This is a genomic window from Ornithinicoccus halotolerans (assembly GCF_009602535.1).
Classification (GTDB): Bacteria; Actinomycetota; Actinomycetes; order Actinomycetales; family Dermatophilaceae; genus Ornithinicoccus; species Ornithinicoccus halotolerans.
In genome coordinates, this window is sequence record NZ_WIQI01000004.1 from 37,042 (window position 1) to 63,488 (window position 26,447).

A 26,447-nucleotide genomic window follows, 5' to 3' on the forward strand; every position below is an offset into this window, starting at 1 on the left:
CTCACTGCTCCAGGTCGCGCTCGGCTTGTCCCACCGGGCACAACGCAGCGGTGGTGCAGGTGTGGCGGTCGCACAACCGGCACAGGAAGCTCGAGCGTCGGTCCTCTGCGAACATCCGTGCCAGCAAGGTCTCGAGGATTGCTGTCAGACCGGCACGTTCGGACGTGTCCAGGTCGGAGAGCAGGTTGGCCAGCTCGCGGGCTCGCGCCTCCAGGACCCGGCGTACTACCTGCCGGCCGGCGTCGGTCAGCTCGACCGGCACCGTTCGCCCGGCCCCTGTTCGCCGGCGGACCAGGCCGGCCGTCGACAGGCCGTCGACCATGCGCGCCGCTGCGGGCTGTGTGAGACCCACGTCTCGGCCCAGCTCGGAGACGCTCATGCTGCCCACGTGATCCAGAACGACGAGCGCGGCTGCGCCACTGGTGCTCGCGCCGCTGGCCTCACGGACTTGAGCCAGCATCGATCCCGAAATGCCCAGGGCCGCTGCGCCAAGAAGGTTCGCCAAGCGGGCTAATTCATGCATGACTCATGCATACTCGGTTGGCGGTGTCGGCCGCAACCCGTCCGGACGCACGACCCGGTCCCGGCGCCTCGACGAGGGACCGGGACCGGGGCGTTGCTGTGCCATGGGCCGCCGGCGCCGAGCCGGCGGCGGGTGAACTACGGAACCTCGACCGGTCCGGCGGCGCCCGCCCGCTGTCGCACGGCCGGGCGGTCGGCCCGGTGCTCGTGCAGCGCGAGGGCCGTGACGCTGGCAACCACGACGACTAGGCCGCCCCAGCGCAGCGGGGTGAACTCCGCCCCGAGGAACGCCACGCCCACCACGGCGGCCGTCACGGGGAACATCAGCTCGGCCAGCGTGGCGCGGGAGGCCGCGGTCCGTCGGAGCCCCACGTAGTAGAGGGCGAGAGCGGCCGCACCCGGGATCAGCGCCAGCAGCAGGACGAGCGGGATCAGCCGTAGCGGCAGTGCCAGCCCAGCGCCGGACAGTGCCACGATGGCCAGCGCGGCCGGCGCGCCGAAGGCGAACCGCAGCACCAGCGTGCTGCGCGGACCCAGTGCCGTGTCGACGTAGCGGCCCAGCACCGTGCCCGCCGCCCACAGCGCGGCGGCGCCCAGCGCCAGCAGTGCGGCCTGCAGGTCGGCGACGCCCACGTCGAACGGGCGCGGGAAGCTGAGGAACCAGGCACCCACCAGGGCGGGCACCGCGAACAGCGCGTACCGCGGACGGAGCCGCTCGCGCAGCACCGCCGCGGCCAGGGCGAGCGCCAGCAGCGGCTGCAACTTCTGCAGTACCTGCGGCGTGACGGGGTCACCCAGGGCGAAGGCGGCGGTGAACAGCGTGGTCGCCAGGGCCGAGGAGCCGGCGCCGATGACGACCGCGGCGGTGCGGACCGGGGCAGGGGCACCGCGCCACGCCCGCAGCGCCGGCACCAGCCAGGGCAGCGTCAGCAGCACCAGGGCGAGGTGCTCGTAGAGGACGATCGTGGCGGCGTCCAGGTGCGCGGCCAGCGGGTCGCGCATCAGCGCCGAGGTGCCCCACAGCGTGGCGGCCAGCGCCACCAGCCAGGTGAGGTCCCGGCGCCCAGTAGGCGCCGGAGGGGTCACGCCTCCCGGCCGGCGGCGGCCTGGTCCTGCTGCTGGGCCAGCTGGGCGTGGACGTCGTCCATGTCCAGGGCGCGGACCTGGCCGATCAGCTCCTCCAGCGCCTGCGCCGGCAGCGCGCCGGGCTGGGCGAAGACCAGGATGCCCTCACGGAAGGCCATGACGGTCGGGATCGAGGTGATCTGCGCGCCCGCGGCGAGCGCCTGCTGGGCCTCGGTGTCGACCTTGCCGAAGACGATGTCGTCGTGCTTCTCGGCCGCTTCCTGGTAGACCGGCGCGAACGACCGGCACGGGCCGCACCAGGAGGCCCACCAGTCCACCAGGACGATGTCGTTGCCGGTGATCGTCTGCTCGAACGTCTCGGCGGTCAGCTCGACTGTGCTCATGGCGGGGGCAACGACGCGTCGGCCCCGGTGATTCCCCCGCCGCCACAGCCTGCCCGGCCACCCCGGCGTGCTGGGGAGGGCGGGAGCGGGCCGATACGTCACAATGACCGGCATGAACTCCGGTGTGCCGTCAGTCTCCAACTCGATCACCGTCCGACTGGAGCTGCCGGCCAGGGCTACGGCCGTCAGCGAGCTCACCAGCGCGGTGGAGAAGGCGGGCGGGATGGTCACCGCGGTCGACATCGCCGACTCCGGGACGCAGCGGCTGCGAGCGGACCTCACCATCGCCACCCACGGCTCGGACCACGCCGACGAGGTCGTGACGGCGATGCGGCAGGTGCACGGTGTGGAGATCGGCAAGGTCAGCGACCGGACCTTCCTGGTGCACCTCGGCGGCAAGCTGAGCGTCGAGTCCAAGCTGCCGATCCGCAACCGCGACGACCTGTCCCTGGTCTACACCCCCGGCGTGGCCAAGATCTGCCAGGCGATCGCGGAGAACCCCGAGGACGCCCGCCGGCTGACCATCAAGCGCAACACCGTCGCGGTCGTCACCGACGGCAGCGCCGTGCTGGGGCTGGGCAACATCGGGCCGCTGGCGGCGATGCCGGTGATGGAGGGCAAGGCGGCGCTGTTCAAGCGGTTCGCCGACATCGACGCCTTCCCGATCTGCCTCGACCTCACCGACACCGATGAGATCGTGCGCACCGTCAAGGCGCTGGCGCCCGGCTTCGCCGGCATCAACCTGGAGGACATCTCTGCTCCGCGCTGCTTCGAGATCGAGCGTCGGCTGCGCCGGGAGCTGTCGATCCCGGTGTTCCACGACGACCAGCACGGGACCGCGATCGTCGCGCTGGCGGCGCTGCGCAACGCGCTGCGCGTGGTCGACAAGACGCTCGACGGCGTCCGGATCGTCATGTCGGGGGCCGGTGCGGCGGGCACCGCGATCCTGCGGCTGCTGATGCGTGCCGGCGCCCGCGACATCGTGGTCGCCGACGTCAACGGCGTGCTGCACCCGCGCCGCCCCGACATCATGAGCGGCGAGGACGGCACGCTGGCCTGGATCTCCTCGCAGACCAACTCGCAGGGGCTGACCGGCACGCTGAAGGACGCGCTGGAAGGCGCCGACGTCTTCATCGGGGTGTCGGCCGGCAACATCCTCACCGGCGAGGACATCGCCCGGATGGCCGACGACGCGGTGGTCTTCGCGATGGCCAACCCGGTGCCGGAGGTCGACCCCGCGGCGGCCGCCCAGCACGCGACCGTCGTGGCCACCGGCCGCAGCGACTTCGCCAACCAGATCAACAACGTGCTCGTCTTCCCGGGCGTCTTCCGCGGGCTGCTGGACGCCCGCGCCCACCACGTCAGCGACGACATGCTGCTGGCGGCGGCGGTGGCCCTCTCCGACGTCGTCACCGACGACGAGCGCAACCCCACCTACATCATCCCCAGCGTCTTCAACCCCCGGGCCACCAAGGCGGTCGCCGAGGCCGTGCAGCAGGCGGCCGTGGAGGCAGCCGGCAGTGAGTGAGCCCTGGCGCACCACCGCCTGGACGTCCTGGTGGGTGATGCTGCTGGTCCAGCTCTACGGCCTCTACGGTCCGGTGGTGGAAGGACCCGGGGGGCCGCTCTCCCTGGACAAGCTCGGTCACGTGCTCATGTTCGGGGTAGCGGCCGCCGTCGCCGCCGCGCTGCGCAGCCGCGCCGCGCTGACGGTCGTGGTCCTGCACGCACTGGTCTCCGAGCCGCTGCAGGCAGTGCTGACGAGCACGCGCCAGGCGGACGTGCTGGACCTGGCGGCCGACCTGGTCGGGATCGTCCTCGGCGTGGGCGTGGTGGGGTGGTGGCAGGTCCGGGCCGAGGACCGCTCCCAGGAGCCGGTCCGGTGAGCGGGCCCGAGCTGCCGGGCCCGGCCGCTACCCCCTCGGGCCCGGAGCGGGTCACCGGGCGGCTGCTGGTCGCGACCCCGCTGACGGGGGAGTTCTTCCGCCGCAGCGTCGTGCTGGTGCTGCACCACGACGAGGACGGCGCCCACGGCCTGGCGCTCAACAAGCCGATGGACGCCGAGGTGGCCGCCGTGCTGCCGGACTGGCAACCGCACGTGACCGCCCCGACCCAGCTGTTCCAGGGCGGGCCGGTGGGGATGGACACCGCCATGGGACTGGTCGGGGTCCCCGGTGACCACCGGGCGGATGAGGAGCCGATGGGGGTCTCTCTGCTGTTCGGTGGCCTCGGGCTGGTCGACCTGGACGTCCCGCCGCCGCTGGTGATGCCGGAGCTGTCGGGACTGCGCATCTTCGTCGGCTACTCCGGCTGGGGGGCCGGGCAGCTGGACGCCGAGCTCGCCGAGGGCGCCTGGTACGTCGTGGACCTGGAGCCGCGCGACCCGTTCCGGCCTGACCCGGACCAGATGTGGCAGCAGGTCCTGGCCCGGCAGCGCAGCACGCTGTCGCTGCTGGTCACCCACACCGACCGCCCCGAGCTCAACTGACCGGCGCGGTGCCGCCGTATGCTTGGGGCATGAGCGAGCCACTGGACGCCCCGGAGGCCCCCACCGGTCCGTCCACCCGCACCAGCCTGCTGGAGCGGGAGGACACCAGCACCGAGCAGCAGCTGAGCGAGCCCGGCGACCATGAGCGCTTCGCGCACTACGTGCGCAAGGAGAAGATCATGGAGAGCGCCGTCAGCGGCGAGCCGGTGACCGCGCTCTGCGGCAAGGTCTGGGTGCCCGGGCGGGACCCCGAGCGGTTCCCCGTCTGCCCGACCTGCAAGGAGATCTACGAGGGGCTGCGGGCGCCGCAGGACGGCGGAGAGTAGCCGGCCGGCAGGTCGGCGCCGCGTCACCGGCGGGTCCGTCACCGGAGGGGCCCGCCGGTTCCTTATCCTGATCGGCGATGTCCACCTCCGCCGCCTCCCACCTGCCACCTGCCTATCCGGAACGAGCGGCCTGGGGGACCGCGGGCAAGCTGCGCGCCTGGCAGGCCGCGGCGCTGGAGCAGTACCGGACCGAGCGGCCGCGTGACTTCCTGGCCGTCGCCACGCCAGGTGCCGGCAAGACGACCTTCGCGCTGCGGGTGGCCACCGAGCTGCTCGACCGGGGGGAGGTCGAGCGCGTCACGGTCGTCGCGCCGACCGAGCACCTGAAGGTGCAGTGGGCGGAAGCCGCCGCCAAGGTCGGGATCCGCATCGACCCCCACTTCGCCAACGCCCAGGGCCGGCACGGCGGCGACTTCCAGGGCGTGGTGCTGACCTACGCCGGCGTGGCCAGCAAGCCGCTGCTGCACCGCGCCCGCACCGAGGCGGCCCGCACGCTCGTCATCCTCGACGAGATCCACCACGGCGGGGACGCGCTGAGCTGGGGGGAGGCGGTCCGGGAGGCCTTCGAGCCGGCCACGCGCCGGCTCGCGCTCACCGGCACCCCGTTCCGGTCCGACACCGCCGCGATCCCGTTCGTCCGCTACGAGATGGACGAGGAGGGCGTGCTGCGCTCGCAGGCCGACTACACCTACGGCTACGCCGAGGCGCTGCGCGACGGCGTGGTGCGCCCGGTGCTGTTCCTCGCCTACGGGGGCAACATGCGCTGGCGCACCCGAGCGGGTGACGAGATCGAGGCACGGCTGGGGGAGCCGGTGACCAAGGACGTGACCGCCCAGGCGTGGCGCACCGCCCTGGACCCTGCGGGGGAGTGGGTCCCCTCCGTCCTGAGCGCCGCGGACCGGCGGCTGACGGAGGTGCGTCACCACGTGCCCGACGCCGGAGGTCTGGTGATCGCCACTGACCAGGCCACGGCTCGCGCCTACGGTCGGCAGCTGCAGGCCCTCACCGGTGAGAAGCCCACCGTGGTGCTCTCCGACGACGCCGGCGCCTCCCGCCGGATCGAGGACTTCGCGCACGGCAGCTCACGGTGGATGGTCGCGGTCCGGATGGTCTCCGAGGGCGTCGACGTGCCACGGCTGTGTGTCGGCGTCTACGCCACCTCGACCTCGACGCCGCTGTTCTTCGCCCAGGCGGTCGGCCGCTTCGTGCGGGCCCGCCGCAGGGGCGAGACCGCCTCGGTGTTCCTGCCGAGCGTCCCCCTGATCCTCCAGCACGCGGGCTCCCTGGAGCTCGAGCGCGACCACGCGCTGGACAGGGGGCGCGGCGGGGAGGAGGACGGGCTCTGGAACCCCGAGCAGGCAGAGCTGGAGCACGCCCAGCGCACCGAGTCGACCCCAGACGACCAGGGCAGCTTCGAGGCGCTGCAGTCCGACGCGCAGTTCGACCACGTCCTCTTCGACGCCGAGCAGTACGGGCTCGGGGCGGTGCCGGGGAGCGGCGAGGAGCAGGACTATCTCGGGCTCCCGGGACTGCTGGAGCCGGAGCAGGTCAGCCACCTGCTGCGGGAGCGACAGCGCAAGCAGCAGCGCGGCGACGGCGGCCGGGCCGCGGCCCAGCAGGTGTCGGCTCACCGGGCGCTGGCCGAGCGCCGCAAGGAGCTCAACCGGCTGGTCGCTGCGTACGCCCGGAAAAGCGGCCAGCCGCATGCGATCGTGCACGCCGAGCTGCGGCGGACGTGCGGCGGTCCCGAGCTGGCCACCGCCACGACCGAGCAGGTCACCGACCGCATCGAGACGATCCGGCGCTGGTTCGTGGGACGTCGGTGACCTAACCTGCTGCCGCACGGGCACCGGCGTTGCTACCGTGCCGATCGTGAGCGACACCACACGCCCCAGTGGGGCGGACCCGCAGCGCGACCATGGACGAGCTGCCGTCGAGACCGCGCAGACCCTTGACCGTGGGCTGCAGGTCCTGCAGCTGCTCGGCGCGCCCGGCGGCCACGGCGGACTGACGATGAGCGAGCTGGCCGACGACCTCGGCGTGGGCCGCGCGGTCGTCTACCGGCTGGTGGCCACCTTGGTCGGCCGCGAGTTCGCGGTGCGGGGTCCGGACGGCCGGGTCCGGCTGGGCCCGGCGATGGCACGCCTGGTCGCGAGCGTGCGCCCGGTGGTCGTCGAGGCCGCCCGACCGGTGCTGCGCCGCCTGGCCGAGGAGCACGGCGCCACCGCTCACTTCACCGTTGTCGACGGGCCCGACGGCACCGATGCCCTGGCGGTGCTGGTGGTCGAGCCCACCTGGACCGACTTCCACGTCGGCTACCGGGTCGGCAGCAGGCACCCACTGACGCAGGGCGCGGCGGGACGCGCGCTGCTGGCCGGCAGGGAGGACAACTACGGCGTCATCGCCACCCACGGCGAGCTGCAACAGGGCGCCCACGGGCTCGCCGCCGCCGTGCCCGGCCTGTCCGGGGTCGAGGCCTCGGTCGGGCTGGTGGGCATGTCACCGTTCGACGAGGACCTGGTCGGCGCCGCGGTGGTAGCGGCCGCTGAGGAGATCTCCGCGATGCTGCGCGGGCAGCCCGACAGCCGGTAGCAGCTCCGGGCGCCGCTCGGTCACTCGCGCTGCACGAGCGGCATCAGCCGGGAGGGGATCCGCCGGGAGAGGGCGATCACCGTCGAGGAGCGCTCGACGAGCTGGTGCCCCACGACCTCGTCGATGACTCGCTGGAGGTCGGCGTTGTCGCGGGCCACCACCCGCAGCATCAGGTCCCCGTCGCCGGTGATGGTGTGGGCCTCGAGCACCTCGGGGATCGCCTCGAGGTGCCGGAGCACCGGCTCGGGTCCCATCCCTTGGCTGATCTGCAGGGTGCAGAACGCGGTGACGGGGTAGCCCATCGCCGCGGGGTCCAGCTGCGGCGCGAAGCTGGTGATAACCTCGCGCGTCTCCAGCCGGTCCAGCCGGCTCTGCACGGTGCCGCGGGCGACCCCGAGCCGGCGGGAGGCGCCCAGCACGCCGATCTGCGGCTCGGCGTCGAGCAACGTCAGCAGGCGGCGCTCCAGGTGGTCCAGGTCGGCGGCTGTCATAGGGCAGAGTGTCTAGCAGAAATGCCGATGCGGGCAACATAATGCGCAGACTGATCACTGATCGTGGCTACTGTTGCCCAGGTGGCGGCCACAGGTGCAGGCTCGGAGACATGACTGATTCGACCTTCACGCTCACCAACCAGGAGCGCGAGGCTCAGCTGGAGCTGGACCAGCTCCAGCAGCTCGTCGGCCTCGTGCCCTACGACGAGAGGCAGGACGTCTTCCCCGTCACCGGCTGGGACGCGATCGTCTTCGTGGTCGGCAACGCGACCCAGGCCGCGCACTTCTACCAGTCCGCGTTCGGTATGGAGCTGGTCGCCTACTCCGGCCCAGAGACCGGCAACAGGGACCACAAGGCCTACGTGCTGAAGTCCGGCTCCATCCGGTTCGTTCTCAAGGGCGGTGTCGACCCGGACAGCCCGCTGCACGACCACGTCCGCCGTCACGGTGACGGTGTCGTCGACATCTCGCTCGAGGTGCCCGACGTGGACCGCTGCGTCGAGCACGCCCGCAGCGTCGGGGCGACCGTCGTGCAGGAGCCGGAGGACCTGCGCGACGACTACGGCGCGGTGCGGATCGCGGCGATCGGTACCTACGGCGAGACCCGCCACACCCTCGTGCAGCGTGGTGACTACTCCGGCCCCTACCTGCCGGGCTACGTGCCGCGCCGGTCCGAGTACACCAGGCGCGAGGGCGCACCGAAGCGACTGTTCCAGGCACTGGACCACATCGTCGGCAACGTCGAGCTCGGCAAGATGGACGAGTGGGTGGAGTTCTACCGCAGGGTGATGGGCTTCTCCAACATGGCCGAGTTCATCGGCGACGACATCGCCACCGACTACTCGGCACTGATGTCGAAGGTGGTCGCGAACGGCAACCACCGGGTGAAGTTCCCGCTCAACGAGCCGGCGGTCGGCAAGCGCAAGAGCCAGATCGATGAGTACCTGGAGTTCTACCGGGGCCCGGGCGCCCAGCACTTGGCGCTGGCTACCAACGACATCCTGCGCACCGTCGACTGCATGCGCGCCGAGGGCGTCGAGTTCCTGGCCACGCCCGACAGCTACTACGAGGACCCGGCGCTGCGGGAGCGCATCGGTGAGGTGCGCGTGCCGATCGAGGAGCTGCAGAAGCGGGGCATCCTGGTCGACCGGGACGAGGACGGATACCTGCTGCAGATCTTCACCCGTCCGGTTCAGGACCGCCCGACCGTCTTCTTCGAGCTGATCGAGCGGCACGGCTCCCTCGGCTTTGGCAAGGGCAACTTCAAGGCGCTGTTCGAGGCGATCGAGCGAGAGCAGGCCAAGCGCGGCAACCTCTGAGAACGAGGGAGTGAGCGAACCCCCGGATGCCCGCTGGCGTCCGGGGGTTCGCCGTTGTGCTCAACGCCGGCTGGTCGCTGCCGGCTGCCGGGGCGTCGCCCCCGGTGCCGTGGCCTCGCCGGTCAGCTTGCGTAGCAGCTCCTCCAGCCGGTCCTGCTCGGCGGTGGTGAGCCGGTCGATGGGGAAGGTGCTGTCGCGGACCTGCTGCTCGAGCTGCGCGCGACGGCGCTCGCCCGCGGCCGTCAGCGTCAGCAGCTTCACTCGGCGGTCCTCGCCTGGGACCCGCTGCACCAGGCCGAGCGCGTGCAGCTGGTCCGCGATCCCGGTGATGTTGGAGGCGTCACAGGCCATCTGGTCGGCGAGGCTGCGCATCGGCATCGGCTCGACCAGCGCGAAGAGCGCACGAGCCTGCGTCGGGGTGAACCCCTGCTCCGACACCGCCTCGGCGAACGCCGCCCGGGAGGCGTCGGCTGCGGCGATCAGCAACCCTCCCAGGACCTTGCTGCGCTCGCGGTCGCTCATGCCCTCACAGTACCTGACGAGTCGATGGTTGACTTAGTCAAGTAACGGCCTCATGCTGGGGATACTTGACTAGCTCGACTATTGAGGAGGCTCAGCATGTCTGCGGCAACTGTGACCACACTGTTGCCCGCCGCGTTGTGGTGGGCGGGAGTCCGTCGGGCGGTGGCGTCCTGATGGGGCACCGTGGCCTGAACGAGATGGAGCGCCGGTTCGCTGCGGCGCCCCCACCGCGCGCCCTGGCCCGGATCGCCACGGTGACCGACGACGGTCAGCCGCACGTGGTGCCGGTCGGCTGGTCGTGGGATGACGAGAGGCAGCTGTTCGTGCTCGGGGGGCGGGACGTCCCGCACACGGTCCGCGCCCGCCATGTCCGTCGCCGGGGACAGGCCGCCATCGTCATCGACGGCTTGGCTGACGGCCCTGGGTGGTCCCCGTGGGGCCTGGTCGTCAACGGGCGCGCCCGGGTGGACGACGGAGAGGGGGCCATCCTGCTGCACCCGGACCGAGTGCGTTCCTGGAATCTGGAGAGCGTCACCGAGTCCTGACCACCGGGGCGGTGTCCGGTCGACGGCCGCACCCGCAGGAGGGGATGCCAGCCGCCGACCGGTCCGGCAGGCCTGGCCCCGCATGGTCTGGCTAGGCGCTGAGGTCGAAGTCGACGTAGATGCGCCGTGGTGGGTGATAGATGCGGGCGATGTGGCGGCGGGGTGGGCCGGTGGGGGGTAGATGGTCGAGCACGGGTGGGGGTCGGCTGTCGTGGTGGTGCCCCGTGGGGGTGGTGACGCGGGTGTGTTGTCGGGACCCGGGGGTGCCCGGTGGGGGAATGCCGAGCAACCGGGCGAGCTGGTCCTCCAGTGGGGCCGGCGGGGGCGCGCCGGTGCTGGGGGTGCTACTGAGGGTGTGGTGGTGCCAGCCGGGGGTTTCCTTGGCGTGGTTGCAGGCCCGGCACAGGCCTTGGCCGTTGCTGTCGCTGGTGGGTCCGCCGACGGTGTGCGGCACGGCGTGGTCCAGGTGCCGGATGGGGGCGTCGCAGTAGGGGGTGCGGCAGGTCTGGTCGCGTGCGACGAGGTAGCGGCGCAGCGCCCCGGTGAACAGCCGCCGCCGAGGGTCCTGGTCGGCCAGGGAGCCGGTGACCGGGTCGGTGTACAACCGCCGCAGCCACACCCGCGCCCGGGTTGCCAGCTCCTCACCACCGCCGCCGTTGCCGCTGCCGCTGCCGCTGCCGCTGCTGCTGGTGGGGTGCTCGTGGGTGGGTGGGGTGAGCAGGTCGCGGGCGTACTGGGCGGGGATGGGCCCGTACCCGGTGAGCCGGGCCGGTCCGGGGTGGCCGGTGAACAGCGTGGTGTCGGTGATGACCAGGCCGACCTCGATGGGTACGTCGGCGGCGCGGGTCTGGCCAGTGATGCGTTCGACGAAGGTGTCGGCCTTGATCTGGTCCAGGCTGCGCTCATCTCCGGCCGAGCGCAGCGCCTTGGCGTGCTCATCCAGCGCCCGGTAGCAGGCCACGCCCTGGGCGGCGGGCACGAACGCCGAGACGATGCTCATCACATCCGGGGCCGGCCGGGTGGACACTCGCCGGTCCTTGGCCGCCCGCCGGCCTCGGGAGACGAACGCGGACGGGTCCAGCCGGTAGGCCGCCGACCTGGCGGCTGCGGCCAGCCGAGCCTGCGACAGCGACCCCAGCCGCGGCGCCAGCTCGGCATCGACCCGGGCCCGGTCCTCCCGCGACAGGCACGCGGTGGCCTGCACCACCAGCGTGGCCCCCCACTCGGTGATCTGCCCCCGGCTGAGCGCGGCATGGGTGTGCGGCATCTCAGCCACTAGCGCCTTGGCCAACCCCAGATGCCGGCTGCCCCGGTACGGGGACTCCCGCCGCGCCAACGCCACCTGATGTCCCACCGACGTCCCGACCCGCTCACCGGGAGCCAGCCGCGCCTGCCCGGCGGCCTGCGCAGCCTCCAACGCCACACTGTGCCGGGCCTGCGCCGCAGCCGCGGCCCCCTTCAACGACTCCAGCGCCGAGATCACCTCCACCAGCGCCGCCTCGTCCAACCCCGCCCCGTCCGAGCCAGCCAGCCGCTCCACCCAGCCAGCCACCTCCGCAGCCGCCACCCCAGCAACGGGCCCGGCACCAGCCAACCCCGGCCCCGGCGCCGTCGGTCCGGGCTCAGGCGCCCCGCCGGACGCCCCGGCCGCGAACCCAACACCGTTGCTGGACATATGTCCAGTTTAGAATCGCACGCACGTGCGAGTCAAGGGTTGTGGAAGCCGCGTGTCAGTCCTCCGTGAGGACAACCTCAGCCGGGCGGGGCAGCGGCGGTCGTCCGGTCTCGACGCAGCGCCCTCCCCATGCCGAGCGCCCCGATGGAGGTCATCGCCAAGATGGCGGCGAAGAGCACGCCGATGACCAGGGGGTCTCACCGAGCCCGGCCTGGAGCGAGAGCGCCAGGGACGGCACGAAGCCACCGACCATGCCCGCGAGGTTGTAGGAGACCGCCACCCCGGAGTACCGGTAACGCCCCTCGAACAGCTGGCTGAACAGCGGGCCGATAGGGCCGTAGGGCAGGCCGAGCAGGCCGATCCCGATCGCGATGGCGATCGCCGCCAGCCACACCTGGCCGGAGCCCAGCATGAGCGCGAGCGGGGCCGCGCACAGGACCGCGATGAGTCCGCCGCCGCAGACCACCTTCCACGGCGTGTACCGGTCCGCGAGCCGGCCGCCGACGAGGATCCCCCCGGCTTCCAGCGCCGCCCCGGCCATCGTGGCGACCAGCACCACCCACGCCGCCATCCCGAGCACCTCGGTGCCGTAGTTGACGGCGTAGGTGGTCATGAGGAAGAAGCCGCCGGAGGCGAAGAGCGCGGTGGCGACCACGAGCAGCACCCGACGCCACGCCTGCTGGAACAGTTCCACCACGGGAGGCCGGTGCTTCTCCTGGCTAACCTCCTCGCGAAGCACCTCGCGGAACACCGGGGACTCCTCGACCCGGAGTCGTAGGTAGATCGCGACGGCCAGCATGGGGAACGCCAGCAGGAACGGGATCCGCCAGCCCCAGGCCTCGAACTGCTCGGTCGGCAGCAGCGTGACCAGCGCGACGACGCCGGAGGAGGTGACCGTCCCGATCGGTGAGCCGAACTGCGGCATCGCGCCGTAGATGGACTTCTTCTCGGGAGGGGCGTGCTCCACGGCCATCAGGACCGCACCGCTCCACTCGCCGCCGAGGGAAAGCCCCTGCACGAACCGGAGGGCTGCGAGCAGGATGGGGGCTGCTACCCCGATCGTGTCGTAGGTCGGCAGCAGTCCGATGCAGCCGGTGGCGCCACCGATCACCACGATGGTGATGATCAGCGTGCGCTTGCGGCCGATGCGGTCGCCCAGGTGCCCGAACAGGACGCCGCCGAGCGGGCGGGCGATGAATCCGATCGCGAAGGTGAGCAGCGCAAGGACGGTGCCCGCGACCGGGTCGAGCTCGGGGAAGAACAGCGTGTTGAAGACCAGCGCCGCCAGCAGCCCGTAGAGGAAGTAGTCGTACCACTCCATCGACGTGCCCAGCAGCGCCGAGACGGCGACCCGCCGAAGCTCTCGCGCATCGACCGTGTAGGCGCGAGAGTCGACCTCCGTCCACTCGGTGCGCGCCGGGGTCACGACCGCACGGCCTCCAGGGTGGCCGCCCAGGCGCGCACGGCCTCGTCCACCTGGGCCTCGGTGACGACCAGGGCCGGGATGAAGCGCACGACCTGCCCCCAGGGGCCGCAGGTCAGCAGCAGCAGCCCCTGGTCGACGGCGGCCTTCTGCGCGCGGGTCGCGGCCGTGCCGTCCGGGTTGCCGTCGGCGTCGCGGAACTCACAACCCAGCATCAGGCCCAGCCCGCGCACGTCGGTGATGGCGTCGTGGTCGGCCGCGACCTTCTCCAGGCCGGCACGCAGCTGCTCCCCGCGGGCGGCCGCGTTCTCCACCAGCCCCTCCTCCTGGATCACCTCGAGGGTGGCGATGGCCGCGGCGCAGGCGACCGCGTTGCCGCCGTAGGTGCCGCCCTGGGACCCCGGGAACGCCTTGCTCATCAGCTCTTCCGAGGCGGCGATGGCCGACAGCGGGAAGCCGGAGGCCAGCCCCTTGGCGGTGATCAGCACGTCCGGGGTGACGCCGAAGTGGTCGTGGCCCCAGAACCGCCCGGTGCGGCCCCAGCCGGTCTGCACCTCGTCGGCCACCAGCAGGATGCCGTGGCGGTCCGCGCGCTCGCGTAGCCCCTCCAGGAAGCGCTGGTTGGCCGGGACGTAGCCGCCCTCGCCCAGCACCGGCTCCACGAAGAAGGCCGCCGTGTCGGCCGGGTTGGACATCGTCTGCAGTGTGTAGTCCAGCTGCTTCAGCGCGAAGTCGGTGGCCTCCTCCTGGGTCCACCCGAAGTGGGTGGGGTCCGGGAACGGGCTCACGTGCACGCCGGCCATGAGGGGGGAGAAGCCGGTGCGGAACTTGGTGCCCGAGGTGGTCATCGACGCTGCGGCGACCGTCCGCCCGTGGAAGCCGCCGTGGAAGACGATGACGTTGGGGCGCCCGGTCGCCTGCCGGCTGAGCCGGAGCGCCGCCTCGACGGCCTCACTGCCGGAGTTGGCGAAGAACATCCGGTCCAGCCCGGCCGGGAGGACGCTGTCCATCCGCTCGACCAGGTCCAGCAGCGGCCGGTGCATCACCGTCGTGTACTGGGCGTGGATCACCTTGCCGATCTGCTCCTGGGCGGCGGCGACCACCTTGGGGTGCGAGTGGCCGGTGCTGGTGACACCGATCCCGGCCGTGAAGTCCAGGTAGCGCCGGTCCTGTTCGTCCCAGAGCTGGGCGCCCTCGCCGCGTGCCGCGACAACGGGGGTGGCCTGCAGCAGGATGGGGGACAGGTGTGCCATGGTGAACCTCCGGACAGTCACTTGGTAGATTGTCGACAATCAGACGCCACTGTAGGGCACGCGTCACCACAGATCGAGGAGGGTCGTAGCAATGTCGCTGACTGAGGACAAGGCGGCGAGCAGCACGGGGGCCGACGACATCGTCGAGCGCGTCCCCACCGGCCTGCTCATCGGGGGGGAGTGGACCGAGGCCAGCGGCGGGGCCACCTTCGAGGTCACCAACCCCGCCACCGGCGAGGTGCTGCGGTCGGTCGCCGATGCCGCCCCCGAGGACGGGATGCGCGCACTCGACGCCGCGGTCGCGGCCCAGGAGTCGTTCGCGCAGGTGCCGGCCCTGGAGCGGCACGGGATGCTGATGCGCGCCTTCGAGCTGCTGCACGAGCGCAAGGACGCGCTGGCCCGGCTGATGACCCTGGAGATGGGCAAGCCGCTGACCGACTCGGCGGGGGAGATCGTCTACGCCGCGGAGTTCTTCCGGCACTTCGCCGGCGAGGCGCTGCGCATCGACGGCGGCTACCAGGCCTCCCCGCAGGGCGGCGGCCGCTTCCTCGTGGCGCGGCAGCCGGTGGGCCCCTCGCTGCTCATCACCCCGTGGAACTTCCCGATGGCGATGGGGACCCGCAAGCTGGGGCCGGCGATCGCGGCCGGCTGCACCAGCGTCATCAAGCCCGCCCACCAGACGCCGCTGTCCATGCTGGCGCTGGGGGAGATCCTGCTCGAGGCAGGGGTGCCGGCCGGTGTCGTCAACATCGTCACCGCGATGGACGCCGGCGGGGTCATGGAGCCGATGATCCGCTCCGGCCAGGCCCGCAAGCTTTCCTTCACCGGATCCACCAAGGTCGGCAAGATCCTGCTGGAGCAGTGCGCCTCCACGGTGATGCGCACCTCGATGGAGCTGGGCGGCAACGCGCCGTTCCTGGTGTTCGAGGACGCCGACCTGGACGAGGCCGTGGCGGGCTGCCTGCAGGCGAAGATGCGCAACATGGGCGAGGCCTGCACCTCGGCCAACCGCATCTACGTCCACGAGTCGATCATCGAGGAGTTCGGCCGCCGGCTCGCCGAGAAGATGGGCCAGATGCGGGTCGGCGACGGGAGCGAGGACGGCGTGCAGGTCGGACCGCTCATCGACACCGACGCCCAGGACAAGGTCGACGCCCTGGTGCGCGACGCGCTCGACCGGGGGGCAAACGCCCTCACCGGCGGGGAGCGTCCCGACGGGCCGGGCTACTTCTACCCGCCGACGGTGCTGACGGGCGTGTCGATGGAGGCGCGCATGGCCAGCGAGGAGATCTTCGGCCCGGTCGCGCCGCTGACGCCGTTCACCGAGGAGGACGAGGTCGTGGCGATGGCCAACAACACCCGCTACGGGCTGGCCTCCTTCGTCTACACCAACGACCTGCGCCGCGCGCTGCGCGTCGCCGAGCGGATCGAGTCCGGCATGGTCGGGCTCAACCAGGGCGTGGTCTCCAACCCGTATGCCCCGTTCGGCGGGATGAAGGAGTCCGGGCTGGGCCGCGAGGGCGGCAGCGTCGGGATCGAGGAGTTCCTCGAGGTCAAGTACATCGGCATCACGACCGGCTGACCCGGCGCAGGCCAGGAGCGCTCGCCACTGGCGCGGGGACACGGTGTCCGCGGCGGCTAGTGCTCCTCGGCCAGCTCCTGCTCGCTGAGGGCGACCAGCTCGGTCACGGCGTCGGCCATGTGCTGCACCAGCAGCGCGTCGGCCCGGTCGGCGTCCGCCGTGGCCACCGCGTCGGCGATGCTGCGGTGCTCGCGCACCCGGGCGCGGTCGTTCTCGTAGGTGCTGCCCAGAGCGTGGATGCACAACCGCGCCTCGGCGGCCTGGGTCAGGTGTATCCGGGAGAGCCGCTCGCTGCCGGCGTGCGCGACGAGGGTCTCGTGGAAGCGGATGTCGGCCTCGGCCACGCTGCGGGAGTCGCCCTCCTCGGCGGCGGCCTCCATGTCGTCGACGACGGCGTGCAGCTCGACCGCCGCCCCCTCGTGGTGGTGCCGGGCGATGGTGGTCGCGGCGGCGCAGCGCTCGGTCGCCTCCCGGGCCAGGTACATGTCCCGCACGTTGTCCGGCGTCAGCTCGACCACGAACAGGCCCCGGTTGCGGATGGAGGTGAGCAGCCCCTCCTGGGTGAGCCGCTGCAGTCCCTCACGAAGCGGCCCGCGGCTCACTCCGAGCGCGCGGGCCAGGTCTGCCTCGTGGAGCTGGGCCCCGGGCGGGAACTCGCCCGCCGCGATGGCGTCGCGCACCCGGGAGGCGATCATGCTGGGGGTCGACTGCTGCACCACCGGTTGCAGCGCCGACGGGTCCGCGGTGACGGCACCCATCAGGAGGCCACCACCCGGTCCGCCACCGAGGCCGTGCCGGTGCCGGCGCGGAACAGCGTGCCCAGCCCCGGGAGCGGCGGGACCTCGCCGAGGAGCCGCAGCCCCTCCCACACGGTGACCTGGTTGGCGGTGAGCACCGGCATGCCGGCGGCTGCCTCGAGCTCCTCCAGCCACGCCAGCGTGTGCATGGCGGTGTCCGGCACGAGCAGCGCCTCGGCGCCGGCCCGGTCGGCGCCGCCGACCAGCTCGAGCACCTGCTCGCGGCCCAGCGTGCCGACCTCGGCCGCGGTGATGATGCCGTGGCTGCCCATCGACGTGACGGTCGCGCCGGCCCGCTCCAGGAAGGTGACGAAGTGCTCGGCGACGTCCTCGGGGTAGGAGGCGGCCACCGCCACCCGCTCCAGGCCCAGCGCGCGCACCGCACGGGCGAACGCGAGCGAGGTGGAGGAGGCCGGCAGGCCGGTCAGCTCACCGAGTGCCTCGACCTGGGCGTGGGCGCCCTCCCACCCGAAGACGAAGCTGCCGGAGGTGCAGGCCCACACGACGGCGTCCGGCTGGTGGGTCGACACCAGCTGCCGCGCGGCGTCGGCCAGGCGCTCGCGGCCGCCCAGGTCGAGCAGGGCGTCCACCCGGTGGGCGTCCTCGCCGACGGAGCTGATGACGACCGGCAGCTCGACGCGTCCGCCCAGCCGCTGTTCCAGCGCTGGGTAGTCGTCCTCGGCGCTGTGGCCGGGGTAGAGCAGTCCGATCCGTGACACGTGAGGTCCTCCCTCGCCGGCGCCGCCGTCAGCGCCGGCTGTCCGATTGTCGACAATCATAGTGGCTCCGCGAGCAGGTTGAGCGCAGCCAGCGCGTAGGTGCGTGCCGCGGTCCGCAGCTCCTCGACCCCGACCGACTCGTCGGGCCGGTGTGCCTGGTCGGCGACCGAGCCGGGCCCCAGCACCACCGTGGGCACGCCCCACTGCCGCGCGACGAACCCGCCGTCGCAGGCCGCCGTCCACCCGGCCAGCGGCAGCCCGGGCCCGCCGGCGTCGGCCAGCGCGCCGTCGACCGCCCCGACGAACGGGTCACCCGGGTCGGTGCGGAAGCCGGGCATGTCCATCGGTGAGGTCACCTCCCAGCCGAGCCCGCGCTCCTCCAGCCCGAGCCGGGCCAGCCGCTCGCGCACCGCGGCCAGGACCTCCTGGATGCCCTCCTCGGGCAGCAACCGGCGGTCCACCCCGATGCGGCAGCGGGCGGCGACGATGGAGCCGCCCTCGCCGCCGTGGACGGTCCCCACGTTCACCGTGGGAGGGCCGACCAGCGGGTCCGCCCGCCCCGCGAGCTCGCCGTGCCAGCGCTCGAGGTCGGTGACCACGGCGGCCGCCCCGTAGATGGCGTTGCGCCCGTCCGAAGGACGGCCCGCGTGCGCGGCCTGGCCGTGCACGTCGATGGTGAGGTAGCAGGCGCCTCGGGCCGCGATGACGGTCTGCAGGTCGGTGGGCTCGGCGACCACGCAGCCGAGCAGCGCCGGCGCTTCCTGGGCGACGTAGCGGCGGATGCCGATGCCCTCCTGCTCCTCGTCCGCGAGCGCGGCGAGGTGGACCGGCCCGGAGAGCCGCACCCCGCAGCGGCCCAGCGCGTGCATCGCCACCAGGCAGGCCGCCAGGCCGCCCTTCATGTCAGTGGCGCCGCGCCCGTAGAGCCGCCCCTCGGCGACCTCACCGCCGAACGGGTCGCGGGTCCAGCCGTCCCCCACCGGCACCACGTCGGTGTGGCCGAGCAGGAGCAGCCCGGGGCCGTGGCCGCCGTCCAGGGTCACCGTGAGGTTGGGCCGGCCGGGAGCGACCTCGGTGCGGGTGTGCCCCAGCCCGCGCGCGGTCGCGGCCGCTGCCAGGGCCGTGGCGGTGGCCTCCTCCTCCCCGGGCGGGTTCTGCCCGGGAGCGCGCACGAGCTCCTGGGCGAGCGCGACGACGTCGTCCTCCTGCAGGGCGGCCAGCACCGCCTCGACGGCCGCGGGCGGGGCGGGCTCGCCTCCCGCCTGCTCCGCCGCTACTCCCGGCCGTCGCTGCGTCACGGCGCCAGCTGCCGGTCGACGGCCCGGCGCAGTCGCGCGACGCCTTCCGCGATCCGCTCGGGGGTGGAGGTGGCGAAGCACAGCCGCAGCGCGTCCGGGAAGTTGCGTGAGGGGGAGAAGGCGTTGCCCGGGATGTAGGCCACGCCCTCGGCCAGCGCCACCTCGAACAGCGCCTCGGTGTCGACGGGCTCGTTGAAGGTCACCCAGAGGAAGAAGCCGCCCTCGGGGTCGGTCCACCGGGCGCGGTCGCCGAACTGGTCCTGCAGTGCCTGCTGCATGGCCTGCTTGCGGCGGCGGTACTCGGGCCGGACGGTCGCCAGGTGGTCCTGGAGGGCACCGCTGCGCAGGAAGTGGGCGACCAGCCGCTGGGCCGGCAGGTTGGTGCAGGTGTCCATCGCCTGCTTGGCGCTGATCAGCAGCCGCTGCAGACCCGGGTCGGCCTCGACCCATCCCACCCGCAGCCCGGGCGCGATGATCTTGCTGAAGGTGCGCACCGAGAACACGAACGGGTCGCCGCCGCCCAGCGTCGCCAGGCTCGGCACGTCCTCGCCCTCGAACCGCAGCAGCCCGTAGGGGTCGTCGTCCAGGACCACCGAGCCCCAGCCGCTGGCCACCTCCAGCAGCTGCTCGCGGCGGGCCAGGCTGAGCGAGGTGCCCGAGGGGTTCTGGAAGGTCGGGATCGTGTAGATGACGGTCGGCGTCTTGCCGGTGCGCTCCACCATCTCGACCAGGGCCTCCACCTGCATGCCGTCCTGGTCCACGGGGACCTCGAGCAGGTCGGCCTGGTAGGAGAGCGCGGTCGCCGAGCCGTTGGTGTAGGTGGGCCCCTCGAGGGCCACGACGTCGCCGGGGTCGACGAACAGCTTGCAGGCCAGGTCCAGCCCCTGCATCCCGCCGGAGGTGATGGTGATCCGGCGCGGGTCGGTGGGAGCCTGCCCGAGATCGTCCAGCACCGCGCACAGCGCCTCGACCAGCGCCGGGTCGCCCTCGGTCGCGGCGTAGTCGTAGGCGTCGGCGCGGCCGGCGGCCAGCTCGGTCTCCGCGGCGCGGGCCAGCGCCTCCGTCGGCACCGCCTCGGGGGCGGGGGAGCCCATCGCGAACCGCACGATGTCGTGCGTCTGCGAGGCCAGCAGCGAGGTGCTGGAGTCGATGACCGATCCCACCAGGTCACTGGTCCGGTTCGCCAGCGGCAGATCGGCGGCGGAGAGTGCGGTGGCACGTGGGCCGCGGGAACGAGCCAGCCGTGCGGTCGGCGGGTTCATGGCGCTCCTCAGTGGTCGGGTCGGGTGGGTGGCTACAGCTTGACGGTCAGCTCGGGCGGGAGGTCGGTGAGCCGTTCCACGCCGTCCTCGTGGACGATGACCGGCTGGGACACCTCGTAGCCCCAGCCGTCCATCCACATGCCGAGGATCACGTGGAAGGCCATGCCCGGCTCCAGGGCGGTCTCCTCCTCGGAACGCAGGCTGATGGTGTGCTCGCCCCAGTCCGGGGGGAAGCCGATCCCGATCGAGTAGCCGATGCGGGACTCCTTGGCCAGGCCCTCCCGGGCGATGGTGCGGGTGAAGGCGCGGTGCACCTCCGAGACCGGCACCCCCGCGCGCATGGTCTCCAGGGCCGCCGCCATGCCCTCCCCGGTCGCGGCGGCGCAGTGCGCCAGCCGCGGTGGCGGCGTGCCGAGGGAGACGGTGCGCGCCAGCGGCGCGTGGTAGCGGTGGTGCACCCCCGCGAGCTCGATGGTGGTGGCCTCCCCGGCGCGCAGCGGCAGGTCGGACCAGGTTAGGTGCGGGGTCCCCGCGGTCTCGCCGGTGGGCAGCATCGGGACGATCGCGGGGTAGTCGCCGCCGAGCTTGCGCGCGCCGAGGGTCTGGGCGTACTGGATGTGGGCGACGACGTCGCACTGCCGTCGGCCCGGCTCGACCTGGTCGATGGCGATCTCCATCACCCGCTGGGCGATCTCGCCGGCGACGCGCATCTTCTCCTGCTCGGCCGGCGACTTGGTCACCCGCACCCAGTTGACCAGCTCGTGGCTGTCCACGATCGGGGCCTGGGTGAGCCGCTGGTGCAGCGACAGGAACGCCCGCGGGGAGAAGAAGTGGGCGTCCAGCTCGGCGCCGATGACGTCGTCGGCGTGGTCTCGGAACAGGCCCAGCTCGAGCGCGCGCTCGGCGATCCAGTCGTAGGGGTGCACGTCGTGCCGGTGCACCAGGTGCTCCGGGTAGCCGTGGACGTAGGTCGTCGACAGGTAGGCGGTGTAGTGGGCGCCCTGGGCGTCCATCGCCCGGGCGAACAGGTGCGGCGAGGCGTCGGCGGGGATGATCAGGCACTGCGGCATGTAGAAGGACCAGGCGTTGTAGCCGGTCAGGTAGTACAGGTTGGCCGGGTCGGCCACGATCAGGGCGGCCAGTCCTCGCTCCCGCATCGCGGCGTGCACCCGGGCCAGCCGCTCGTGGTACTCCTCCACCGGGAACGGGCGGGAGCCCAGGCCGGCGTGGGCGACGACACCGGCGTGGTCGACATGGTCGGCGTGGTCGGCCTGGTCGGCGTCGTCGGCATGGTCGAGGTGGTCGGCGGCCGGCTCCTCGCGGGCGACGCCGTCGCGGGCACGGGTCTCCAGCGTCATCGGGCCTCCTCCTGCAGCTCGTCGGCGGGACGCGGGGCGGCGAGCTCGGCCAGCGCCTGGCCCCGCCCGACCAGCCCCAGCCCGAGCACGCGCAGCGCCGCCCACAGGGTGACCTGGTTGGCGGTGAGGACGGGGATCCCCAGCTCCTGCTCCAGCGGGGCGATGACGTCGTACGAGGGCACGTTGGTGCAGGACAGGAACACCGCGTCGCACTCGGGGGTGACGCTGCGGCGCACCAGGGCCGCTACCTCGTGGTAGTCCAGCGCCCAGATCCGCTCGGTGAGCCCGAGGTAGGAGGTGGTGACCACCTCGATGCCGTGCTCGCCGAGGAACTGCCGCAGCCGGGCGGTCACCATCGCGTCGTAGGGCGTGGCCACGGCCAGCCGCCGCGACCCGAGCGCCTGCACGGCGTCCACCAGCGCGCCGCTGGTGGTGACCGCGTGCGGGACCCCGGCCGCCTGCAGCGCCACCCGCAGCGCGAGCTCGCCGGCGGGGCCGTGCACGAACGAGCCCGACGTGCACGCGTAGGCGACGACGTCGGGTGAGGTCTCGATGACGCTCAGCGCGCAGCCAGTGAGCACGGCCGGGTCCGACACGCTCTCCGCCTGGCTCACCGACACCGGCAGCCGGTGGTGGGGGGTCCTGGTCAGGAGCAAGTTGACGGGCTCGGGCACCCAGCGCCACAGCTCCCGGTCGAGCGCGAAGTCGTAGGGCACCACATAGCCCACGCCGAGCGAGCCGATGGGGGTCACCGGCTTGGCGCTGGTGTCGGGCGTCGGCCCGAGCACGGGGAGCTCCTGTCTCATTGCCACATGGTGCATGAGCAATCTGATTGTTGACAATCTGACACGCAATTCGGTTACGGTGACGGCGTGACGTCATCTGAGCCCGTCATCGCTGTCCTCTGCGCCCGGGACGGCGAACGCCCTGCTCACGTGCAGGAAATCCTGGGCGATCGGGCCCAGCTGCGGTTCACCGACGAGGCCGGGCTGCCCGAGGCGGTCGACGGCGCCCAGGTGCTGTTCCTGTGGGACTTCTTCTCCACCGCCGTGCGCGACGCCTGGGAGCACTGCCAGGACCTGGAGTGGATCCACGTGGCCGCGGCCGGGGTGGACACGCTGGTGTTCCCCGCGCTGGCCGAGTCCGAGGTGGTGGTCACCAACGCCAAGGGCATCTTCGACCGGCCGATCGCCGAGTACGTGCTGGGCGCGGTGCTGGCGCACGCCAAGCGGGTGCACGAGAGCCACGAGCTGCAGCGCCGCCACGAGTGGCGGCACCGGGAGACCCGGACGGTGCAGGGCGCCCGGGCGATGGTCATCGGCACCGGCGGGATCGGCCGCGAGATCGGCCGGCTGCTGGCGGGCGCCGGCCTGGAGGTCAGCGGGGCGGGGCGCACGGCGCGGGAGGGCGACCCGGACCTGGGCACGATCGTGCCGAGCAGCGAGCTGGCCGACCACCTCGGCGAGGTGGACTACCTGGTCAACGCCGCACCGCTCACCCCCGCGACCACCGGACTCATCGACGCCGGCGTGCTGGCGGCGCTGCCGGAGCGGGCGCACCTGGTCAACATCGGCCGCGGCGAGTCCGTCGTCGAGGAGGACCTGGTCGCCGCCCTGCGTGCCGGCCAGATCGACGGTGCCACCCTCGACGTGTTCGCCGTCGAGCCGCTCCCGCCGGACTCGCCGCTGTGGACGCTGCCCGGCGTCGTGGTGACCCCGCACATGTCCGGTGACGCCGAGGGCTGGCGGGACCGGCTGGCGCAGCAGTTCGTCGCCAACGCCGAGCGCTGGCTGGCCGGTGAGGAGCTGGTCAACATCGTCGACACCCGGCTGGGCTACGTGCCGAGCAGTCAGGGGAGCGCCTCGTGAGCGCCCCGGCAGACCGGGTGCGCGTGGACCTGGCCTGGTGGACCGCCCAGGAGCTGGTCGAGGGGTACGCCGCGGGGACCGTGACGCCGCTGGAGGCGACCGAGGCCGCGCTGTCGCGGGTCGCGGAGGCCGATCCGGCGCTCAACGCGTTCGTGCTGGTGGCGGCCGAGGAGGCGCGGGAGGCGGCTGCCGCCGCGACCGAGCGGTGGGCGCGCGGCGAGCCGCTGAGCCCGGTCGACGGCGTCCCCACCTCGGTCAAGGACATCTTCCTCACCCGCGGCTGGCCCACGCTGCGGGGCAGCCTGCTGGTCGACGCGGAGGGGTCGTGGACCGACGACGCCCCCGCCGTCGCCCGGCTGCGGGAGGCGGGCGCGGTGCTGCTGGGCAAGACCACCACGCCGGAGTTCGCGTGGAAGGGCGTGACCGACTCCCGGCGGCACGGCGCGACCGGCAACCCCTGGGACCCGGCGCTGACCGCCGGCGGCTCCAGCGGCGGGTCCGCCGCCGCGGTGGGGGCGGGCATGGGCCCGTGGTCGATCGGCACCGACGGCGGGGGCTCGGTGCGGATCCCGGCCTCCTTCACCGGAACGGTGGCGCTCAAGGCCACCTACGGCCGGGTGCCGCACTGGCCCGCGAGCCCCTACGGCACGCTGGCGCACGCCGGGCCGATGACCCGCACCGTCGGTGACACCGCGCTGCTGCTCGACGTGCTCAGCGGGTTCGACCCGCGGGACTGGTCGGCGCTCTCGCCGCCGTCGGGCTCGAGTCTGGCGGGCCTGGAGGACGGGGTCGCCGGGCTGCGCGTCGGCTACGCGCCGACGCTGGGCAGCCTCGGGCACAACGACCCCGACGTGGAGCAGGCGGTCAGCCGGGCGGTGGGGGTGCTGGCCGACGCCGGGGCCGAGGTGGTGGAGGTCGACCCCGACCTGGGGGACCCGGAGCAGATGCGGGCGGCCTTCGAGCTGCTGTGGTTCACCGGGGCAGGGAAGGTGCTGGCGCCCTACGGGCCGGACGCGCTCGAGGTCACCGACCCCGCGCTGGCCGAGCAGGTCCGGGCCCACGGCGGTGACTCCGCCCGCGACTACCTGGACGCCACGGCGGTGCGGATGGAGATGGGCCGGCGGATGGGCCTGTTCCACGCCCCGCAGGAGGCGGGCGGGCGCGGCTTCGACGTGCTGGTGAGCCCGACGATGCCGGTCGCCGCGTTCCCGGTGGCGCAGCAGGCCCCGGACGGCTGGCCGGTGCCGCTGTGGACGACCTGGTGCTGCTACACCTGGCCGTTCAATATGACCCAGCAGCCGGCGCTGTCGGTGCCGTGCGGCACCACCGCTGACGGCCGCCCGGTCGGACTGCAGGTGGTGGGGCCGCGGCACGCCGACGACCTCGTGCTGCGGGTGGGACGGGCTCACGAGCGGGCCACCGACTGGCACACCCGGCGGCCCCCGGTCATGGAAGGAGCACGCTGATGGCCCGGCAGATCCGGATCACCCTCGAGCGGCGCGGCGTCTCCTGCGTCGCCGAGCTGCTGGAGGAGGCGGCCCCGCGCACCTGCGCGGCGGTCTGGGAGGCGCTGCCGCTGGCGGCGCAGGTCTATCACGGCAAGTACGCCCGGAACGAGATCTACGCCCTGTTCGAGCAGTTCGCCGAGCATGACCCGGGCACCGAGAACACCACCATCACCCCCTTCACCGGTGACGTGTGCTGGTTCACCTTCAGCGGCGACGACCTGGGCAACCCCGCCTACGGCTACGAGCGGGAGGGCGAGCACCGCGCCGCCCCCGCGCTGGTCGACCTGGCGCTGTTCTACGGGCGCAACAACCTGCTCATCAACGGTGACCAGGGCTGGGTCCCCGGCAACGTCTTCGCCACCGTCGTCGAGGGGATGCCCGAGATGGCCGCGGCCTGCCAGGACCTGTGGATGGGCGGCGCCCGGGGGGAGTCGCTGCGCTTCGAGCGGGTCTCGGGGTAGCGGCGTGGGCCGGTCGCGGCGTTCCGCACCGGGCCCGCGTGGCAGGCTGGGGCCATGACGCAACCAGCAGGGTGGTACGACGACCCGCAGGACCCGGCCGCGCTGCGCTACTGGGACGGGGTGGAGTGGACCAGGCACACCTCTCCCAAGCAGCGGCCGGGCCTGGAGCAGGCCGGCGGGGGACAGCAGCAGGAGGGCCAGCATGCCCAGGGCGGCTGGGCGCAGCCGGGCCAGCAGGGGCAGGGGCAGCAGGGCTATCCGGGTTACGGGCAGCCGGGTCAGTACGGCCAGCAGGGCCAGTACGGCCAGCAGGGGCAGCAGGGCTACCCCACGTACCCCGGTCAGGGTCAGGGAGCGCAGGGCGGCTGGGGCGCGATGCCCGCCGGCTACGGGCCGGGTTACGGCTACAACGTGCCGGCCACCCCGGACGGTCAGCGGCTGGCCGGCTGGTGGGCCCGCGCCGGTGCCCGGATCATCGACAGCATCATCGTGGGGGTGCTCGTCGCGGCGATCGGGCTGACGGTCATCGCCCCCGGCCTGGTCGAGGCCTACTCCACCTGGATGGAGGACATCCTCGCCACCTTCGAGACCATGGAGCCGGGGGACGCGCCGCCGGAGATGCCGGCCGAGATCACCTCCGGCATGGCCCGGCTGTCGATCTTCAGCGCGGTGCTGGCGGTCGCGTACGAGGCGCTGCTGCTCCGGTTCTTCAACGCGACGCTGGGCAAGCTGGCGCTCGGGCTGCGGGTCCGGCTGCGGGAGCAGCCCGGTCAGCTGCCCTGGGTGACCGCGATCGTGCGCACGCTGGTGGCCAACGTGAACTCGGTGCTCGGCTGGATCCCCTTCATCGGGGTGCTGACGCTGCCGTTCACGCTGCTGAACTACCTGTGGCCGCTGTGGGACGACAACAAGCAGGCGCTGCACGACAAGGCCGCCCGGACCAACGTCGTCAAGACCCGCTGAGAACGA

General features: G+C 72.9%; 27 protein-coding genes. 13 read left to right on the forward strand and 14 right to left on the reverse strand.

The window, feature by feature from the left end; all coding sequences use genetic code 11:
* Position 1 precedes the first annotated feature (1 nt).
* From GFJ45_RS01780 to trxA, 3 genes are all read right to left on the reverse strand, one after another.
* Entirely contained in the window at positions 2-505 is a 504-nt protein-coding gene (locus GFJ45_RS01780) for a MarR family winged helix-turn-helix transcriptional regulator (RefSeq protein ID WP_228386356.1), read from the reverse strand.
* Positions 506-660: 155 nt separating this feature from the next.
* A complete protein-coding gene (locus GFJ45_RS01785) occupies positions 661-1,608 on the reverse strand; it encodes a DMT family transporter (protein WP_228386358.1) in 948 nt (315 codons plus the stop codon).
* On the reverse strand, positions 1,605-1,991 hold the full coding sequence (gene trxA / locus GFJ45_RS01790; RefSeq protein ID WP_153393494.1) for a thioredoxin: 387 nt from the start codon (positions 1,989-1,991) through the stop codon (positions 1,605-1,607). Before trxA ends, GFJ45_RS01785 begins: the two co-directional genes overlap by 4 nt.
* 112 nt (positions 1,992-2,103) lie before the next feature.
* Between trxA and GFJ45_RS01795 the strand changes: the two genes are divergently transcribed.
* From GFJ45_RS01795 to GFJ45_RS01820, 6 genes are all read left to right on the forward strand, one after another.
* Complete coding sequence (locus GFJ45_RS01795) at positions 2,104-3,519, forward strand: NAD-dependent malic enzyme (RefSeq protein WP_153393497.1); 1,416 nt, start codon at positions 2,104-2,106, stop codon at positions 3,517-3,519.
* Entirely contained in the window at positions 3,512-3,877 is a 366-nt protein-coding gene (locus GFJ45_RS01800; protein WP_153393499.1) for a VanZ family protein, read from the forward strand. The genes GFJ45_RS01795 and GFJ45_RS01800 overlap by 8 nt, the downstream gene beginning before the upstream one ends.
* Positions 3,874-4,479 (forward strand): YqgE/AlgH family protein, encoded by a 606-nt coding sequence (locus GFJ45_RS01805; protein WP_228386359.1) that lies wholly within the window; start codon positions 3,874-3,876, stop codon positions 4,477-4,479. Before GFJ45_RS01800 ends, GFJ45_RS01805 begins: the two co-directional genes overlap by 4 nt.
* A gap of 29 nt (positions 4,480-4,508) precedes the next feature.
* Positions 4,509-4,805 carry a DUF3039 domain-containing protein gene (locus GFJ45_RS01810; protein ID WP_153393502.1) on the forward strand — a complete coding sequence of 99 codons (297 nt, stop codon included), beginning with the start codon at positions 4,509-4,511 and terminating at the stop codon, positions 4,803-4,805.
* A 77-nt stretch (positions 4,806-4,882) separates the two neighbouring features.
* A complete protein-coding gene (locus tag GFJ45_RS01815) occupies positions 4,883-6,631 on the forward strand; it encodes a DEAD/DEAH box helicase (RefSeq protein WP_153393505.1) in 1,749 nt (582 codons plus the stop codon).
* Between the two features lie 46 nt (positions 6,632-6,677).
* Entirely contained in the window at positions 6,678-7,397 is a 720-nt protein-coding gene (locus GFJ45_RS01820) for an IclR family transcriptional regulator (protein WP_194288465.1), read from the forward strand.
* A 20-nt stretch (positions 7,398-7,417) separates the two neighbouring features.
* Here the strand turns inward: GFJ45_RS01820 and GFJ45_RS01825 are convergent, their stop codons facing one another.
* On the reverse strand, positions 7,418-7,888 hold the full coding sequence (locus GFJ45_RS01825) for an Lrp/AsnC family transcriptional regulator (protein WP_153393511.1): 471 nt from the start codon (positions 7,886-7,888) through the stop codon (positions 7,418-7,420).
* 110 nt (positions 7,889-7,998) lie between these two features.
* Between GFJ45_RS01825 and hppD the strand changes: the two genes are divergently transcribed.
* Positions 7,999-9,207: a 4-hydroxyphenylpyruvate dioxygenase gene (gene hppD, locus GFJ45_RS01830; protein ID WP_153393513.1), complete on the forward strand. Its 1,209-nt coding sequence runs from the start codon at positions 7,999-8,001 to the stop codon at positions 9,205-9,207.
* Positions 9,208-9,267: 60 nt separating this feature from the next.
* On the opposite strand, the gene GFJ45_RS01835 is transcribed toward hppD, so the two are convergent.
* Positions 9,268-9,729 (reverse strand): MarR family winged helix-turn-helix transcriptional regulator, encoded by a 462-nt coding sequence (locus GFJ45_RS01835; protein ID WP_153393515.1) that lies wholly within the window; start codon positions 9,727-9,729, stop codon positions 9,268-9,270.
* Positions 9,730-9,902: 173 nt separating this feature from the next.
* Here GFJ45_RS01835 and GFJ45_RS01840 point away from each other — a divergent pair, with 173 nt between their 5' ends.
* Positions 9,903-10,274 (forward strand): pyridoxamine 5'-phosphate oxidase family protein, encoded by a 372-nt coding sequence (locus GFJ45_RS01840; protein ID WP_153393517.1) that lies wholly within the window; start codon positions 9,903-9,905, stop codon positions 10,272-10,274.
* Between the two features lie 91 nt (positions 10,275-10,365).
* Here the strand turns inward: GFJ45_RS01840 and GFJ45_RS01845 are convergent, their stop codons facing one another.
* The 3 genes from GFJ45_RS01845 to GFJ45_RS01855 form a co-directional block, all read right to left on the reverse strand.
* Positions 10,366-11,814, reverse strand: a complete 1,449-nt coding sequence (locus GFJ45_RS01845) for an HNH endonuclease (RefSeq protein ID WP_194288459.1) — start codon at positions 11,812-11,814, stop codon at positions 10,366-10,368.
* A gap of 286 nt (positions 11,815-12,100) precedes the next feature.
* Positions 12,101-13,375, reverse strand: a complete 1,275-nt coding sequence (locus tag GFJ45_RS01850; protein WP_153393521.1) for an MFS transporter — start codon at positions 13,373-13,375, stop codon at positions 12,101-12,103.
* Positions 13,372-14,625 (reverse strand): aspartate aminotransferase family protein, encoded by a 1,254-nt coding sequence (locus GFJ45_RS01855; RefSeq protein WP_153393523.1) that lies wholly within the window; start codon positions 14,623-14,625, stop codon positions 13,372-13,374. The genes GFJ45_RS01850 and GFJ45_RS01855 overlap by 4 nt, the downstream gene beginning before the upstream one ends.
* A 91-nt stretch (positions 14,626-14,716) precedes the next feature.
* Between GFJ45_RS01855 and GFJ45_RS01860 the strand changes: the two genes are divergently transcribed.
* Entirely contained in the window at positions 14,717-16,207 is a 1,491-nt protein-coding gene (locus tag GFJ45_RS01860; RefSeq protein ID WP_153393525.1) for an NAD-dependent succinate-semialdehyde dehydrogenase, read from the forward strand.
* A gap of 56 nt (positions 16,208-16,263) precedes the next feature.
* On the opposite strand, the gene GFJ45_RS01865 is transcribed toward GFJ45_RS01860, so the two are convergent.
* Genes GFJ45_RS01865 through GFJ45_RS01890 form a run of 6 tightly spaced genes read right to left on the reverse strand, consistent with a single transcriptional unit; the run spans position 16,264 to position 22,447 of the window.
* Positions 16,264-16,965, reverse strand: coding sequence for a GntR family transcriptional regulator (locus GFJ45_RS01865; RefSeq protein WP_153393528.1), 702 nt, complete (start codon positions 16,963-16,965; stop codon positions 16,264-16,266).
* Positions 16,965-17,723: a maleate cis-trans isomerase family protein gene (locus tag GFJ45_RS01870; RefSeq protein WP_153393532.1), complete on the reverse strand. Its 759-nt coding sequence runs from the start codon at positions 17,721-17,723 to the stop codon at positions 16,965-16,967. The genes GFJ45_RS01865 and GFJ45_RS01870 overlap by 1 nt, the downstream gene beginning before the upstream one ends.
* Positions 17,724-17,779: 56 nt before the next feature.
* Positions 17,780-19,021, reverse strand: a complete 1,242-nt coding sequence (locus GFJ45_RS01875; protein ID WP_153393535.1) for a M20 family metallopeptidase — start codon at positions 19,019-19,021, stop codon at positions 17,780-17,782.
* A complete protein-coding gene (locus GFJ45_RS01880; RefSeq protein WP_153393537.1) occupies positions 19,018-20,283 on the reverse strand; it encodes an aminotransferase-like domain-containing protein in 1,266 nt (421 codons plus the stop codon). Before GFJ45_RS01880 ends, GFJ45_RS01875 begins: the two co-directional genes overlap by 4 nt.
* A 32-nt stretch (positions 20,284-20,315) precedes the next feature.
* A complete protein-coding gene (locus GFJ45_RS01885; protein ID WP_153393539.1) occupies positions 20,316-21,641 on the reverse strand; it encodes a M24 family metallopeptidase in 1,326 nt (441 codons plus the stop codon).
* Positions 21,638-22,447 (reverse strand): maleate cis-trans isomerase family protein, encoded by an 810-nt coding sequence (locus GFJ45_RS01890; protein WP_153393541.1) that lies wholly within the window; start codon positions 22,445-22,447, stop codon positions 21,638-21,640. The genes GFJ45_RS01885 and GFJ45_RS01890 overlap by 4 nt, the downstream gene beginning before the upstream one ends.
* A 129-nt stretch (positions 22,448-22,576) precedes the next feature.
* Between GFJ45_RS01890 and GFJ45_RS01895 the strand changes: the two genes are divergently transcribed.
* The 4 genes from GFJ45_RS01895 to GFJ45_RS01910 are packed head-to-tail and all read left to right on the forward strand — an operon-like array spanning position 22,577 to position 26,441.
* Positions 22,577-23,509, forward strand: coding sequence for a D-2-hydroxyacid dehydrogenase (locus GFJ45_RS01895; protein WP_228386360.1), 933 nt, complete (start codon positions 22,577-22,579; stop codon positions 23,507-23,509).
* Entirely contained in the window at positions 23,506-24,975 is a 1,470-nt protein-coding gene (locus tag GFJ45_RS01900; RefSeq protein ID WP_228386361.1) for an amidase, read from the forward strand. Before GFJ45_RS01895 ends, GFJ45_RS01900 begins: the two co-directional genes overlap by 4 nt.
* Positions 24,975-25,478 carry a DUF3830 family protein gene (locus GFJ45_RS01905; protein ID WP_153393545.1) on the forward strand — a complete coding sequence of 168 codons (504 nt, stop codon included), beginning with the start codon at positions 24,975-24,977 and terminating at the stop codon, positions 25,476-25,478. Before GFJ45_RS01900 ends, GFJ45_RS01905 begins: the two co-directional genes overlap by 1 nt.
* Positions 25,479-25,532: 54 nt before the next feature.
* Positions 25,533-26,441, forward strand: a complete 909-nt coding sequence (locus GFJ45_RS01910) for an RDD family protein (RefSeq protein WP_153393547.1) — start codon at positions 25,533-25,535, stop codon at positions 26,439-26,441.
* Positions 26,442-26,447: the final 6 nt, after the last annotated feature.

Bases quoted from the DNA above. Each gene is read 5' to 3' on its own strand.
- GFJ45_RS01865 (WP_153393528.1), bottom strand. From the start codon at position 16,965: ATGGGTGCCGTCACCGCGGACCCGTCGGCGCTGCAACCGGTGGTGCAG.
- GFJ45_RS01910 (WP_153393547.1), top strand. From the start codon at position 25,533: ATGACGCAACCAGCAGGGTGGTACGACGACCCGCAGGACCCGGCCGCG.
- trxA (WP_153393494.1), bottom strand. From the start codon at position 1,991: ATGAGCACAGTCGAGCTGACCGCCGAGACGTTCGAGCAGACGATCACC.
- GFJ45_RS01825 (WP_153393511.1), bottom strand. From the start codon at position 7,888: ATGACAGCCGCCGACCTGGACCACCTGGAGCGCCGCCTGCTGACGTTG.
- GFJ45_RS01855 (WP_153393523.1), bottom strand. From the start codon at position 14,625: ATGGCACACCTGTCCCCCATCCTGCTGCAGGCCACCCCCGTTGTCGCG.
- GFJ45_RS01795 (WP_153393497.1), top strand. From the start codon at position 2,104: ATGAACTCCGGTGTGCCGTCAGTCTCCAACTCGATCACCGTCCGACTG.
- GFJ45_RS01890 (WP_153393541.1), bottom strand. From the start codon at position 22,447: ATGAGACAGGAGCTCCCCGTGCTCGGGCCGACGCCCGACACCAGCGCC.
- GFJ45_RS01885 (WP_153393539.1), bottom strand. From the start codon at position 21,641: ATGACGCTGGAGACCCGTGCCCGCGACGGCGTCGCCCGCGAGGAGCCG.
- GFJ45_RS01860 (WP_153393525.1), top strand. From the start codon at position 14,717: ATGTCGCTGACTGAGGACAAGGCGGCGAGCAGCACGGGGGCCGACGAC.
- GFJ45_RS01880 (WP_153393537.1), bottom strand. From the start codon at position 20,283: ATGAACCCGCCGACCGCACGGCTGGCTCGTTCCCGCGGCCCACGTGCC.
- GFJ45_RS01905 (WP_153393545.1), top strand. From the start codon at position 24,975: ATGGCCCGGCAGATCCGGATCACCCTCGAGCGGCGCGGCGTCTCCTGC.
- GFJ45_RS01810 (WP_153393502.1), top strand. From the start codon at position 4,509: ATGAGCGAGCCACTGGACGCCCCGGAGGCCCCCACCGGTCCGTCCACC.
- GFJ45_RS01815 (WP_153393505.1), top strand. From the start codon at position 4,883: ATGTCCACCTCCGCCGCCTCCCACCTGCCACCTGCCTATCCGGAACGA.
- hppD (WP_153393513.1), top strand. From the start codon at position 7,999: ATGACTGATTCGACCTTCACGCTCACCAACCAGGAGCGCGAGGCTCAG.
- GFJ45_RS01835 (WP_153393515.1), bottom strand. From the start codon at position 9,729: ATGAGCGACCGCGAGCGCAGCAAGGTCCTGGGAGGGTTGCTGATCGCC.
- GFJ45_RS01840 (WP_153393517.1), top strand. From the start codon at position 9,903: ATGGGGCACCGTGGCCTGAACGAGATGGAGCGCCGGTTCGCTGCGGCG.